Below are 12,890 nucleotides of genomic sequence, written 5' to 3'. Positions count from 1 at the left end.
AGACGGCCGCCACAATCGCCCGCCCGTGAATGCATACCTACCCCTTGCGCAGCGATTTGCCTAGCTGCGGCGGGCGGTCCACAAGCGACGCCTCCTTCGCTTTTCTAGGGCTTGTCGCGTGGCTTTCGGCCTTCTCTGGATACCGGCGACCATCATCGCCTCGCTCTTGCAGACCGCGCGCAACCTGGCGCAGCGCTCGCTCACCGAAACCATCGGCGTCGTCGGGGCGACGCAGGTCCGCTTCCTGTTCGGCCTGCCCTTCGCGATGCTGTTCCTGGCGCTCGCCTGCCTCGGCCTGCAGCGATTGCCCCCGGAGATCGGCATGGCCTCGTTCGGCTATACGCTCTGGGGGGCGCTGACGCAGATCGCCGCCACCGCGCTGATGCTGGCAGCGATGCGCGAGCGCTCCTTCGCGGTAACGACGGCCTATACCAAGACCGAGCCGGTGCAGGTCGCGCTGTTCGGTGCGGCGCTGCTCGGCGATGCGCTGACGCCGATGAAGTTCCTGGCGATCGCGATCGCGACGGCCGGCGTGATCGTGGTGTCGTGGAAGCCCGGCGAGAAACTGACGCGCGCAGGCCTGCGGCCGGCGGTGCTCGGCATCGTCTCCGGAGCCTTCTTCGCGCTCTCGGCGATCGGCTTCCGCGGTGGCATCCAGGCGCTGCCCGAGGGTGAGTTCCTGATTCGGGCCTCGACCATCCTCGTGCTCGGCCTCGGGCTCCAGACCCTGCTGCTGGTCGCCTATATGCTGGTCGCCGACCGGCAGGCGTTGATCCTCAGCCTGAAGAGCTGGCGCCGCTCGCTCTCGGCCGGCTTCCTCGGCGCGGCTGCCTCGCAGTTCTGGTTCATCGGTTTCTCGCTGACGACGGCGGCCAATGTCCGGACGCTGGCTTTGATCGAGGTGCCGCTGGCGCAGATCGCCTCGCGCAAACTGTTCGCGGAGGGGACGAGCCGGCGCGAAATCCTGGGCATGGCGATGATTGTCGGCGGGGTCGGGTTGCTGCTGTCTCTGGCGTTGCGATGAACGGACGGGGCCGCTAGTGCTGAAGGCAGATGCCCTGCCAGCCGATCCGTGCACGGCCACCATGCGCGGATACCGGCTTGCCTGGCGGCGCGGGGTTGCCAAAATAACGTGTAGCTGCACAGTAAGGGAGATTTCGCCATGAGCGCTGCGATCGTCGGCTGGGCCCATACACCGTTCGGCAAGCAGGATGCCGAGACCGTCGAGAGCCTGATCGTGCGGGTGGCGACCGAGGCTTTGGTCGATGCCGGCATCACGGCCGACGAGGTCGACGAGATCGTGCTCGGCCACTACAACGCCGGCTTCTCGGCCCAGGATTTCACCGCATCGCTGGTCTTGCAGGCCGATCCTGCCCTGCGCTTCAAGCCGACGACGCGTGTCGAGAACGCCTGCGCGACCGGCTCTGCCGCGGTGCACCAGGGCGTGCGCGCGATTCGGGCCGGTGACGCCAAGGTCGTGCTCGTCGTCGGCGTCGAGCAGATGACCAAGACGCCCGGCCCCGAGATCGGCAAGAACCTTCTGAAGGCCTCCTACCTGCCGGAGGATAGCGAGGTGCAGGGCGGCTTCGCCGGCGTCTTCGGCAAGATCGCAGCGGCCTATTTCCAACGCCATGGCGACCAGTCCGACGCGCTCGCGATGATCGCGGCGAAGAACCACAAGAACGGCGTCGCGAATCCCTATGCGCAGATGCGCAAGGACCTCGGCTACGCCTTCTGCCGCGAGGAGAGCGAGAAGAACCCCTATGTCGCCGGGCCGCTGAAGCGCACCGACTGCTCGCTGGTCTCGGACGGCGCCGCTGCGCTGGTGCTGGCCGACGAGGAGACCGCGCTCAGGATGCGCCGCGCCGTCGGCTTCCGCGGCATGGCCCATGTCCAGGACTTCCTGCCGATGTCGAAGCGCGACATCCTGAAATTCGAGGGCGGCGCGCTCGCCTGGAAACAGGCGCTGGCCAAGGCGAACGTAACGCTCGACGATCTCTCCTTCGTCGAGACGCATGACTGCTTCACCGTCGCCGAGCTGATCGAATACGAGGCGATGGGCCTGACCCGGGAAGGCGACGGGGCCCGCGCGATCAAGGAAGGCTGGACCCAGAAGGACGGTAAGCTGCCGGTCAACGTGTCCGGCGGCCTCAAGGCCAAGGGCCACCCGATCGGCGCGACCGGCGTCTCGATGCATGTGCTTTCCGCCATGCAGCTCACCGGGGAGGCGCCGGAGGGCATGCAGCTCAGCGAGCCGCGCCTCGGCGGCATCTTCAACATGGGCGGGGCCGCGGTCGCCAACTACGTCTCCGTGCTCGAACGGATCAAGTGAGGCCGGCTTCCAGGCCAGGACGAGCCCGGAAAGAAGGCTTGCGGCACAGTCCGCCGGATGAAGGCGGATTGTCGTGACGAGCTTCTTGGTCCTGCTGCTGGCCTATATCCTGAGCCAGTTCTTCCGCTCGTTCCTGGCGGTGATCTCCGGGGACCTGACGCGAGACCTCGGCCTCGACCAGGGCCAGCTCGGCAGCCTGCAGGCCGCCTGGCTGATCGCCTTCGCGCTTACGCAATTCCCGGTCGGTTATGCACTCGACCGGATCGGCCCGCGGCGGACGCTGGCAGGGTTCCTCCTGGTCGCCTTCGTTGGGACGGTGATCTTCGGCCTGTCGCGCGGTTATCTCTCCGCCCTGACGGCGCTCGCGCTGATCGGGATCGGCTGCGCGCCGATCCTGATGTCCGGCTTCTATCTGGCTGCGCGGCTCTATTCGCCCCGGCATTTCGCCACGATGTCATCCTTCCTGATCGGGTTCGGCTGCATCGGTGATCCGCTGAGCGGCGCGCCGCTCGCCTATTTCCTGGCGGCCTATGGCTGGCGCGCGACGGTGTTCGGCCTTGCCGGAATCGTGGCGCTGACGGCCCTGCTCGTGGTGCTGCTGCTGAAGGACCCGCCGCCGCTGCCTGGCGCCGCGCAACAGCATGTCTCGCTGCTGGGCGGGATCAAGCAGATCGTGGTGAAACGGCCGCTCTGGCTGATCTTCCCCTTCACCTTCGTGAGCTATGGCGTGACGATCTCGATCCGGGGTTTGTGGATCGCGCCCTATCTCCAGACGGTGCACGGCTTCGACCTCGCTGCCACGAGCTATGCTGCGATGACCATGGGCGGCTTTATCGCGGCGGGTGCGCTCCTGGTGCTGCCGCTCTATCGGCGGATCGGCGCCAAGCCCACGGTCATCGCCTGTGCGGTGACCGTCGCCCTTGCGTGTTTCTCGCTGGCTCTGTGGGGCGAGGCATCGTCGCGCCTTGCGGTCGGCCTGCTCCTCGTCATCGGCCTGTTCGGCGTCACCTATGCCGTGGTGATGGCGCATGCGCGCGCCTTCATGTCGCCCCAGGAGATCGGCCGCGGCGTCACCTTCATGAATTTCGTCTTCATGGGTGGGGCGGGCGTGATGCAGTGGCTCTCGGGACGCCTGGTGAACGCTCTCGACGGGCGCGGCTACGATGCGCAGGCGACCTTTGGCTGGCTGTTCGTCTTCATGGGCGCGATGCTCGCCGTGACGCTGGCCATCTATATCGCCGCACCGGCGGAGCCCAAGGCCGTCGTCCCTGCGGCAACCTAGCTCAGCCTTCGCCCGGAGCCTTCGCCGCGATCGCCAGGGCGTGCACGCGGTCGGCCAGTTCCTGCGCCAGTGCCGCGTTGACGAGGCGGTGGCGTTCGAGCCGGCTCTTGCCAGCGAAGGCCTCCGATACGATATCGACCCTGAAATGAGTCTCGCCGCCCTCGCGCCAGCCGCCATGGCCCTGATGCTGGTGCGATTCGTCGATCACCCTGAGCGCCTGTGGCGCAAAGGCCGCGGTCAGCTTTTGCGTGATTCTTTCGCTGATTGAGGTCATGATCGCGCCACCGTTACCATGATTGTTCTGTCGGTTCGGCGATGTGCTGCATCGCACTTGCCGGCCCTAGCCCTTGCGTCTCATAACCCGTCGACGATGAACATCAACTCTCGCCTTTTCGACAGCATCAGGATCGGAGCTTCCGAGGCGGAAGCGCCCGTGGAAAGCGATGCGCCGCGTTGCAGCCATCCGGGCTGCGCCCGCACGGGCGAGTTCCGGGCGCCGAAGGGCCGCGGCCGCGAAGGCCAGTTCTTCCTGTTCTGCATGGAGCATGTGAAGGCCTATAACGCGACCTACAATTATTTCGCGGGCATGGATGACGATGCGCTCGCCGCTTACGCCAAGCAGGAGGAGATCGGCCATCGGCCGACCTGGAAGCTCGGCGTCAACTCCAAGGCGGCGCGGATGTCGCAGCGCGGACGCAAGGCCAACGGCGAGGCCGCCGCCGACATGCACGATGCCTTCAACCTGTTCGGCGCCCGGAACAAGCAGCAGGCGGCCCAGCCCGAATCGCGCGTCGGCATCGTGGCGCGCAAGGCGCTGGATACGCTTGGCCTCGACGACACCGCCGATTCCGCCGCGATCAAGGCGCGCTACAAGGAACTGGTGAAGCGCTTCCATCCGGACGCCAATGGCGGCGATCGCTCGCGCGAGGGCACGCTTCAGGAGATCCTGAAGGCCTATCAGCAGCTGAAGAGCGTGGGGATGGTCTGAGGGGGAAGAGAATAGCGGGCGCTGTCATCCCGTGCGCGTCGCGGCACGCAGTGCTGCGACGCAGACACGGGACCGCCGCAGAAAAAGGCGCCCTCTCGTCACACGGTCCCGCATCTGCGCAGCAGCACTGCGTGCCGCAGCGCGTGCGGGATGACGCTCACCTTTGTTTCGCCGCCAGCCCCGCGACATCGGCGATGATGCCGTCCAGCGCGAAATCCTTGGGCGTATAGACCCGCGCCACGCCCATGTTGCGCAAGGCGTTCTCGTCGTCGGGCGGGATGATGCCGCCGACCACCACGGGCACGTCCATGCCGGCGACGCGCAGACGCGCCGTGACGTCGCGGACCAATGGCAGATGCGAGCCCGAGAGAATCGAGAGCCCGATGATGTCGGCCTGCTGCTCGCGGGCTTCGCTGACGATCTCCTCCGGCGTCTGGCGGATGCCGCCATAGCTGACGCTCATCCCGGCATCGCGGGCGCGCACGGCGATCTGCTCGGCACCGTTGGAATGGCCGTCGAGGCCGGGCTTGCCGACGAGGAAGCGCGGGGCGCGGCCGAGCCGCTCGGTCGCCTTCTCGACCGCTGCCCTGGCGGTGGCGAGGCCGGTCGCATCGCCGAGCTTGGTCGTGTCGACGCCGGTGGGGGCGCGGTACTCGCCAAAGATCTCGCGCAGGGTCTGTGCCCATTCGCCGGTGGTGACGCCGGCCTTGGCGCAGGCGATCGAGGCCGGCATGACATTGCGGTTCTCGCGGGCGCTGGCGGCGAGTTCGGCCAGCGCTGCCTCGGCCGCCTTGGTATCGCGGGCCGAGCGCCAGGCCTTGAGCCGGGCGATCGCCTCGGTCTCGACCGAATCCGGCACGGTGACGACGTTGCCCTCGCCGGCCGAGAGCGGGGAAGGCTCGCTGTTGGTGAACTTGTTGACGCCGACGACGACCTGCTCGCCACGCTCGATCGCCTCGATGCGGCGGGCGCCGTTCTCGACCAGCGCCTCCTTCATGTAGCCGCTCTCGACGGCGGCGAGCGCGCCGCCCATGTCGTCGATCTTGGCGAGCTCCTCCAGCGCCGCAGCCTTGAGCGCGGCCACCTTGGCATCGACCACGGTCGAGCCGTCGAAGATGTCGCCGAATTCGAGCAGGTCGGTCTCATAGGCCAGGACCTGCTGCATGCGCAGCGACCATTGCTGGTCGAAAGGGCGGGGCAGGCCGAGCGCCTCGTTCCAGGCCGGGAGCTGCACCGCCCGCGCGCGCGCCTTCTTCGACAGCGTCACCGCCAGCATCTCGATCAGGATGCGGTAGACGTTGTTCTCCGGTTGCGGCTCGGTCAGCCCGAGCGAATTGACCTGCACGCCATAGCGGAAGCGCCGCATGGCCTCGTCCGCAATGCCATAGCGGCCAAGCGTGATCTCGTCCCAGAGCTCGACGAAAGCCCGCATCTTGCAGAGCTCGGTGACGAAGCGCATCCCGGCATTCACGAAGAAGGAGATGCGGCCGACCGTGCCAGGGAATTCCTCGGCCGAGACTTCCGGCCGGGCACGGATCGAATCGAGCAGGGCGATGGCCGTCGCCAGTGCGAAGGAGAGCTCCTGCACCGGCGAGGCCCCGGCCTCCTGCAGATGGTAGGAGCAGACGTTGGTCGGGTTCCATTTCGGCAATTCGTTGGCCGTGAACACGACGATGTCGGTGGTGAGCTGCATCGAGGGGCGCGGCGGGAAGACATAGGTGCCGCGCGACAGGTATTCCTTGACGAGGTCGTTCTGGGTCGTGCCCTGCAGCAGCTTGCGGTCGGCGCCCTGCTCGTCGGCGACGGCGATGTAGAGCGAGAGCAGCCAGGCTGCCGTCGCGTTGATCGTCATCGAGGTGTTCATCTGCGCCAGCGGGATCTGGTCGAACAGCGCCCGCATATCGCCGAGATGCGTGATCGGCACGCCGACCTTGCCGACCTCGCCGCGCGACAGGACATGGTCGGGGTCGTAGCCGGTCTGCGTCGGCAGGTCGAAGGCGACGGAGAGGCCGGTCTGGCCTTTGGCGAGATTGGTCCGGTAGAGCTTGTTGGACTCCGCCGCGTCGGAATGGCCGGCATAGGTCCGGAAGATCCACGGCTTGTCGCGCTGGGCCGTTTCCCGGCCGCCTTGGTCCGTCGCGGTCATGGCGTCTCCCCGTATTGCAGAGCAATCTGAATGTTGCACTGCGGCGAAGATAACGCCAGAGCTGCGGCTGTGTCCCCTGCGACGTTAGGCTGACGGCGCCTCGGGCCGCTCGCGCGGTTCCTCAGGATAAGGATTGTGAGGGGCAGCAGCAGGCTTGCGCGCGATTACCGCGAGGACAGGCTGCCCCTGATATCCGCCGTCCGCAGCAGCGCGACGCGGCGGTCGTCCTTCGGCGGGGCGACAAAGGCACGCAAGGGCGCCTTGGGCAGGTCGAGATCGAGCGGGCGGCCGGGCGGCAGGGGCGCGTTCTTGACCAGCGTCACGATCGGGTTCTCGAGCGCGGGCAGCTTCGGCGCGGGCGTCTCGGGCGCGAAGGCGAGCGGGGCCGAGGCGAAAGAGGCCGCGGTGGTTGCGGAAGAAGACGCTGTCGTGAGCGGCACGGAGGTGGTGGAGGCCGAGGCGAGCTGGACCGCCGGTTCCTCGATGCGGCGGCGCTCGGGACGCTCGCCCTTGACATAGAAGGCGTTGCCGCCGGCCACGGTCACGTAATGCATGTTCTTGTAGCCGAAGCGCAGGCCGGCCATGTGGAAGTGCTTGGCCGCTCCGACCGCATCGTTGCGGCGACCGTTGAGAATGTCCTCGGCGATAGCCTCGACCTTCGGCAGGACGTTGTCCGTCATCGGCCGGGTCAGGACGCCGGCGGCGAACTGGCGCGGTGCCCCGACCACGCCACAGATCGTCTCGGGGTATTTGGCCGACTCGACCCGGTTCATCACGACGGTGCCGACGCCGAGCAGGCCGGACTCGCTCGACCGGTTCGATTCGAAATACATCGCGCGGACGAGGCATTCCTTCTCGCGCGGATTGGCCTTGGCCAGCGCCACCGCATGCCTGCGCGCCTTGGCGGGCTCCTTCACTGCGGGAGCCGCGGCTGCGGAGGTTGCGGCCGTCTCGACCGGGGACATGCTGCAGGCGCCGAGAGCCGGAGCCGCCAGCGCAATCAGAAGCGGGATCGCCTTGCTGCCATGCCGGGATTTCTCACCGGAACGAAGACCATGCGCAGCGATCGCGGTCCGCTTCATGCGGCAACCTCCTGAATTCCGGACCCGTGATCGCCGAGGGCGGCAAACCGGTATTGCCGGCAAGGAACCGCGAATTCCTTAACAGAAAGTTAATCCGGGACGGAAGAGGGGAAGCGGGGCAGAGCGCGTCGAGACGCCTTCCGGCGGGAGGCGCCCGACCGATAGCGCCTTGTTACAGAACGAAAAAATTTACGCCGCCGCGCCGAAAAATTTCATTCGGGCAGCCTCGCCCTGCATGCCGAAACCGCAATATCGGCACTGATGAAAGTCGCTGCGAGCGCAGCTTTGTGATCGGAAACGACCGAGGGACGCTTCAGTTCCCCGAGCCGGGCAGGCGCGGCAACGGCAGGAAATCGACGCCCTCCTCATGCAGCATCCGGGCATCGTCCGGCGTCGCCTCGCCATAGATGGCGCGCTCTTCCGCTTCCCCGTGATGGATCTTCAGCGCCTCGTCGGCGAAGCGCTTGCCGACATGCTCGGCGTTCTCGCTGACATGCCGGTGCAGTGCCGTCACCATCTCGCGGAAGGCCTGCTCCTTCTCGCTCATCAGGGCGACCGGCGCAGGCGCCGACGTCGCTGCTGCCGGGGCGGGAGTCTCCGCTACCGGCCCCGTCGCCTTCGGGCCGAGATCGGTGCGGGCGACATTGGGCGCCATGATCGCGCGCCCGATCTTCGCGCTGTTGCAGACCGGGCAGGTGACGAAGCCGCGCTTCGTCTGGTCCTCGAAGCTGGCCGAGGAGGCGAACCAGCTCTCGAATTCGTGGGCGCTGTCGCAGATGAGGGCGTAACGGATCATGTCGTCATAGATGGTGGCGGGAGGCCGCCAAGGCAACCGGGCCTGCCGGGGCGTCAGGCCGCCAGAAGCTTGTCGAGTTCGCCGCGGGCGTCGAGCGCGTGGATATCGTCGGAACCGCCGACATGCTGCTCGCCGATGAAGATCTGCGGCACCGAGGTGCGCCCGCCAGCGCGCAGCGTCATGGCCTGGCGCAATTCCGGCTTGCCGTCGACGTCGATCTCGGTGAAGGCCACGCCCTTGCGCGCCAGCAGGGCCTTGGCCGCATGGCAATAGGGGCACCAGGGCGTGGTGTAGATCGTAACCGGCGGCATGAGGACGTGTCTCTCGTTGCGATGACCCTCATGTAGTGCCTTCCCGGCCATCCGTCACGACCCGTGCGAAGGTCAGCACATCGACGGCGCTCGCGCCGGCCCGCAGCAGGGCGCGCGAGGCGGCATTGACCGTCGCGCCGGTGGTCAGCACGTCGTCGACCAGCAGGGCGCGCCGGCCTTCGACAAGCCCGCGCATCGCTGCCGGTATATGGAAAGCACCTTGCAGATTATCGGCGCGCTGGGCACGCGTCAGCCCGACCTGCTGCCGGGTGCGTCTGATCCGGGTCAATGCCGTCGTGGCGAGCGGCAGCCCGGCCTCGCGGGCGACCACCTGTGCCAGGGCTGCGGCCTGGTTGAAGCGCCGACGCCAGAGCCGGGTCCGGTGGAGCGGCACCGGCAGGATCAGATCGGCATCGCCGATGAGCTCGCGACCGGCTTGCGCCATCATCCGGCCGAGCGTCAACGAGAGCTCGACGCGGTCGCCGTATTTCAGGCGATGGACCAGTTCGCGCGCCGTGCCATCGAAGCGGCAGACGGCGCGCGCGCGGGCGAAGACGGGCGGATCGGCGATCGCAGCCGGCGAGAGCAGGCCGGCGCCGAGATCGACGGGAAACGGCGTGCCCAGCCGCTCGCAATAGGGCCGCTCGATGAAGCCGACGCCGCGCCAGCACGCCGGGCACAGCGCCTGTGCTTCTCCCGTGGCGGCCCGGCAGGCGATGCAGGTCGGCGGGTAGACGATGCCGAGCAGGCCGTGCAGGCCCGTCCGAAGGGCGAGACGCGCGCGCTTCGCGGAATCGCGCAGTGCCCCGTTCGCCGATCGCGTGTGCCCGGTCACAAGCGCCTCGTCGGCGGTCGCCTGGCCAACCGGGGTTTCGATCTGCCACTCCGCCATGGGCGTGCCGCCATCCGACCGTCGAAGCCGGCCGGCTCATGCCGGCCGGGATCGCCGCAGCATCAGGCTTCCTGCGCGGGAGGGCAACTGCGGACGACGACGGGGTTATCGGAAAACGCGGTTCTTCGGATGGTCCAGGCCGGCTGGCATCGCCGGATTGCCCCGTGCCTGTCGACGACCTGCACGGCTTTCCGCAGGGCACCGGTCGGTCCGGGCATCTTTAATGTGCGGACGATGCAAAAAGCTGTTGCGGTGGCGCGGCTGTCCGACTACACAGGCGCCCTCGGCCAGCGCTGCTCCCTTCGTCTAGCGGTCTAGGACGTCGCCCTCTCACGGCGAAAACAGGGGTTCGAGTCCCCTAGGGAGCGCCACCGATTTCCAATGAAATCAACGGCTTAGCGGAGTGCCCTATGCGGGGCGTGTAATATCCGTGTAATAAGACGTCCCTGCTCGTTAGTGCTCGCTCCTAGACAGCGACGGACGGTATCTTCCTCTCATTCTCGTGCGGGCATGCTGGCCACGACGTCCCGAGCCTCGGCGCTTTCATTAAATCAAATATCGCTTGGAGCGATTTTCGATTTGACAAGCCGCGCGACTCTGTTCATAAGGGAAGCGTGGTGATTGCTCACGCTGAACCCGTCGAAGTGTTGGGGCCTGGAGCCCTGTGGGAGCTTTATGCTCCCGTCTCAGATCCGGCGTCTGGATGGGACCGTGGCCGCGCGCCGCACCCGCCGGGCTTCGGGTGCGGCATATTCGAGGTCAAACGTCGCTGAACAGCACCTCTGTTTCTACGGGCGTCCGGCAATCCTGCCGGCGGAGGCAGAGGGTCTATCGATGAGCAAAAAAGGTCATCACCAGCGGCGTCGCCGCCGGTCTAACCGTGGTTGGCTTTGGAAGCTGATCGTCGGGCTTGGCCAGGCAGCATTCTATGTTGTGCGTTTCTGGTTCTGGTGGTCAGACCGGGAATGAGCGGCGACCTCGAAAATAGCCGAAGGGAGCGTCGACATGAGTGAAGTAAAACGTCCAATGATCAATGACGCCCTTCGTTTGTTGCGTCTTTATCTCGGTCTTTCTCAGAAACAAATCGCTACTGAGCTCGAATTATCGCAATCGATGGTCTCTGAAATCGAAAGCGGAACTAAGTCGGTATCGATGGAAGTTCTGGAACGATATAGTTCAAAACTGCATGTCAGGATGTCTCAGCTGTTATTTTTTGCAGAGGAACTGGAAGGAGAGCCGATTAAAACCCGAGGCAAACTTATAATCGCTAGCAGGGTTCTCTCTCTCCTGGAAACTTTGTCCCCTCGTGAGATCGCTGATGCCACGTAAATCGACCGCCGCCAGCCACTACGAAAGGTATGGGGTTGATCGGTCGCCGTTTGCGCAACGCCCTACGCAGCGTGATTTAGCGTCATTGGTTGGAGAGACCCGTGACGATTTGCGTCGATTGGCAAGCTACAAGGAACAATTCATAGTCCGGCGCCAAGTGGAGACTGGAAAGAAGGCCAAGTTGCGAGACCTCGCTTACCCCGAGGGTCGTCTACGTGGTGTGCACGAAAGATTGAAATTCCACCTGAACAAGGTCAAGCAGCCAAGCTATTTGTTCAGCCCGAGGAAAGGTAGGGGACAGCGCGATAATGCGCTGCATCATCTTGATCAGGATCAATATCTAACGCTCGATCTTAGGCAATTCTATCCCTCGACAAGCAGCCAAATGGTTCGGGAGTGGTTCCGCGATCACCTTGGCATGTATGATGATGTGGCTGGGCTCCTAACGCACCTTAGTACGATCGACGACAAGGTTTCTTTTGGATCGCCCCTGACCCCCGTGCTTTGCAGTTTGATCCACCGCCCGATGTTCGACCGGATCGCGGATATATGCGAGGCTCGCGGCTTGCGTTACTCGGTTTGGGTCGATGATCTGACAATCTCCGGACGCTTTGTGCCAGGCGAAGTGCTCAGGCAGATTCGCGAAGTTGTTCAGCAATTTGGGCTCCAGTCGCACAAAATTTCTTATAAGACTGGAAATCGACCCGTCTTTATAACCGGAATTGGAGTGGTTGGCTCCAGGTTAGTGGCTCCAAATTCGCTAAATCTTAAAGTCAAGGAGGCGTGGACCGGCTACCACAACGCGGTGACCGACGATGAGAAAGACGCTATGTGCCAGCGGTTGCTTTCGTACCTCGGAACTTTGCGACAGATTGTTGGTGGAAAGACCGAGGCGGGTCGAAAAGCGGCTGATCAGATGAACTCCCTGCGTCAAAAGCGCGATGCGCGACGTAAAGCGGCAGCGGAGGCTTACCGGATCGAGCGCGAGCAGCGCCAAGCCGTGCCGTCCGCAGTGGCTGCGGATGCGCCGTTCTAACTGGCGGTGAACCCGAGGCGTCGCGCCTCGCTGGCCAGCGAAAACAGCGCGTTCTCGGAGAGCATGGCGGCGTCCCAGGTTGCCGCGAGCTTCGGCTGTTTGGCAACGAGGTGTTCGCCGAACGCGACCGCAAGACGCAGGTCGTCCATCTGGCCGTTGCGCTCGAAGAAGCCGCGCACCTCATGGAGCCGGGCTTCAATGCCCGCTTCGCCCCGGCGGATGGCTTCGGTGACATAACGGTCGCCGGCCACGTCCGCTACGAGGCTCTGAACCACCCGGACATCGAGCCCGGCCGAGGACATGGCCTCCCCGAACGCCTGGCGCTCGTCCTGATCGCCGAATGCTTCCGGCCGCAGGGCCGAGTAATCGGCTGCCGGGGTCGCGCCGGCCGCCGCCGGGTCGCCAGACTGGTCGGCCATCGCCTTGTGCTGCGCCTCGGCAGCCGTGCGGGCCGGGTCCGCCCCGAGTGCGAGCAAGCCGCTGCCGCCGGCCGTCATTTCGTCATGCACAGCCTGCATCAGGCGCTCGCGTCCGGCAGGATCACGGTCCATCTGGCTCATCCGCGCCGTCAACTGATCCATGGCCGCAATCTGGTCCACGGTAGGCGCTAGCGAACGGCTTGCGGTCGTGCTGATCGGAGCATAGCCGGCGGGCTCTTGGCTGGCCGAGATCGGGGCTTCGGACATGGTCATGCCT

The 12,890-nt window shown here is 65.6% G+C and carries 13 protein-coding genes and 1 tRNA gene; 7 read left to right on the top strand and 7 right to left on the bottom strand.

Going from position 1 to position 12,890, the window contains the following annotated elements; all coding sequences use genetic code 11:
* The first annotated feature begins 118 nt into the window (after positions 1-118).
* From FHT98_RS09025 to FHT98_RS09015, 3 genes are all read left to right on the top strand, one after another.
* Positions 119-1,024 (top strand): EamA family transporter, encoded by a 906-nt coding sequence (locus FHT98_RS09025; protein ID WP_061971413.1) that lies wholly within the window; start codon positions 119-121, stop codon positions 1,022-1,024.
* Between the two features lie 138 nt (positions 1,025-1,162).
* Positions 1,163-2,332, top strand: coding sequence for an acetyl-CoA acetyltransferase (locus FHT98_RS09020; RefSeq protein ID WP_091859931.1), 1,170 nt, complete (start codon positions 1,163-1,165; stop codon positions 2,330-2,332).
* A 73-nt stretch (positions 2,333-2,405) separates the two neighbouring features.
* Positions 2,406-3,614 (top strand): MFS transporter, encoded by a 1,209-nt coding sequence (locus tag FHT98_RS09015; protein WP_185745107.1) that lies wholly within the window; start codon positions 2,406-2,408, stop codon positions 3,612-3,614.
* Position 3,615: 1 nt separating this feature from the next.
* Here the strand turns inward: FHT98_RS09015 and FHT98_RS09010 are convergent, their stop codons facing one another.
* Entirely contained in the window at positions 3,616-3,888 is a 273-nt protein-coding gene (locus FHT98_RS09010; protein WP_061971418.1) for a BolA family protein, read from the bottom strand.
* A 159-nt stretch (positions 3,889-4,047) separates the two neighbouring features.
* Between FHT98_RS09010 and FHT98_RS09005 the strand changes: the two genes are divergently transcribed.
* Complete coding sequence (locus tag FHT98_RS09005) at positions 4,048-4,602, top strand: J domain-containing protein (RefSeq protein ID WP_342028493.1); 555 nt, start codon at positions 4,048-4,050, stop codon at positions 4,600-4,602.
* 157 nt (positions 4,603-4,759) lie between these two features.
* On the opposite strand, the gene FHT98_RS09000 is transcribed toward FHT98_RS09005, so the two are convergent.
* From FHT98_RS09000 to FHT98_RS08980, 5 genes are all read right to left on the bottom strand, one after another.
* Positions 4,760-6,748: a protein meaA gene (locus FHT98_RS09000; protein WP_142113808.1), complete on the bottom strand. Its 1,989-nt coding sequence runs from the start codon at positions 6,746-6,748 to the stop codon at positions 4,760-4,762.
* A 164-nt stretch (positions 6,749-6,912) separates the two neighbouring features.
* Positions 6,913-7,830, bottom strand: coding sequence for a cell wall hydrolase (locus tag FHT98_RS08995; protein WP_248309182.1), 918 nt, complete (start codon positions 7,828-7,830; stop codon positions 6,913-6,915).
* Between the two features lie 313 nt (positions 7,831-8,143).
* Positions 8,144-8,626 carry a DUF1178 family protein gene (locus FHT98_RS08990; RefSeq protein WP_142113807.1) on the bottom strand — a complete coding sequence of 161 codons (483 nt, stop codon included), beginning with the start codon at positions 8,624-8,626 and terminating at the stop codon, positions 8,144-8,146.
* Between the two features lie 53 nt (positions 8,627-8,679).
* Complete coding sequence (gene grxC, locus FHT98_RS08985; protein ID WP_113584495.1) at positions 8,680-8,937, bottom strand: glutaredoxin 3; 258 nt, start codon at positions 8,935-8,937, stop codon at positions 8,680-8,682.
* Between the two features lie 28 nt (positions 8,938-8,965).
* Positions 8,966-9,829, bottom strand: a complete 864-nt coding sequence (locus FHT98_RS08980; protein WP_142113806.1) for a ComF family protein — start codon at positions 9,827-9,829, stop codon at positions 8,966-8,968.
* 295 nt (positions 9,830-10,124) lie between these two features.
* On the opposite strand from FHT98_RS08980, the gene FHT98_RS08975 reads away from it, so the two are divergent.
* From FHT98_RS08975 to FHT98_RS08965, 3 genes are all read left to right on the top strand, one after another.
* Positions 10,125-10,200, top strand: a tRNA-Glu gene (locus FHT98_RS08975).
* A 634-nt stretch (positions 10,201-10,834) separates the two neighbouring features.
* Positions 10,835-11,158 carry a helix-turn-helix domain-containing protein gene (locus tag FHT98_RS08970; RefSeq protein ID WP_142113805.1) on the top strand — a complete coding sequence of 108 codons (324 nt, stop codon included), beginning with the start codon at positions 10,835-10,837 and terminating at the stop codon, positions 11,156-11,158.
* Positions 11,148-12,194 carry a reverse transcriptase family protein gene (locus FHT98_RS08965; RefSeq protein ID WP_142113804.1) on the top strand — a complete coding sequence of 349 codons (1,047 nt, stop codon included), beginning with the start codon at positions 11,148-11,150 and terminating at the stop codon, positions 12,192-12,194. Before FHT98_RS08970 ends, FHT98_RS08965 begins: the two co-directional genes overlap by 11 nt.
* On the opposite strand, the gene FHT98_RS08960 is transcribed toward FHT98_RS08965, so the two are convergent.
* Entirely contained in the window at positions 12,191-12,886 is a 696-nt protein-coding gene (locus tag FHT98_RS08960; RefSeq protein ID WP_142113803.1) for a hypothetical protein, read from the bottom strand. The two genes, FHT98_RS08965 and FHT98_RS08960, sit on opposite strands and share 4 nt — an antisense overlap.
* Positions 12,887-12,890 lie beyond the last annotated feature (4 nt).

It is taken from the genome of Allobosea sp. AK1 (assembly GCF_006714945.1).
GTDB classification, from domain to species: Bacteria; Pseudomonadota; Alphaproteobacteria; order Rhizobiales; family Beijerinckiaceae; genus Allobosea; species Allobosea robiniae.
Note: the sequence above shows the minus strand (reverse complement) of the source record. Positions and strands in the feature narration are given on the sequence as shown.

Coding starts and splice junctions, on each gene's coding strand:
- FHT98_RS09000 (WP_142113808.1), bottom strand. CDS start 6,748: ATGACCGCGACGGACCAAGGCGGCCGGGAAACGGCCCAGCGCGACAAG.
- FHT98_RS09020 (WP_091859931.1), top strand. CDS start 1,163: ATGAGCGCTGCGATCGTCGGCTGGGCCCATACACCGTTCGGCAAGCAG.
- FHT98_RS09010 (WP_061971418.1), bottom strand. CDS start 3,888: ATGACCTCAATCAGCGAAAGAATCACGCAAAAGCTGACCGCGGCCTTT.
- FHT98_RS08995 (WP_248309182.1), bottom strand. CDS start 7,830: ATGAAGCGGACCGCGATCGCTGCGCATGGTCTTCGTTCCGGTGAGAAA.
- FHT98_RS08970 (WP_142113805.1), top strand. CDS start 10,835: ATGAGTGAAGTAAAACGTCCAATGATCAATGACGCCCTTCGTTTGTTG.
- FHT98_RS08965 (WP_142113804.1), top strand. CDS start 11,148: ATGCCACGTAAATCGACCGCCGCCAGCCACTACGAAAGGTATGGGGTT.
- FHT98_RS08960 (WP_142113803.1), bottom strand. CDS start 12,886: ATGACCATGTCCGAAGCCCCGATCTCGGCCAGCCAAGAGCCCGCCGGC.
- FHT98_RS08990 (WP_142113807.1), bottom strand. CDS start 8,626: ATGATCCGTTACGCCCTCATCTGCGACAGCGCCCACGAATTCGAGAGC.
- FHT98_RS08980 (WP_142113806.1), bottom strand. CDS start 9,829: ATGGCGGAGTGGCAGATCGAAACCCCGGTTGGCCAGGCGACCGCCGAC.
- grxC (WP_113584495.1), bottom strand. CDS start 8,937: ATGCCGCCGGTTACGATCTACACCACGCCCTGGTGCCCCTATTGCCAT.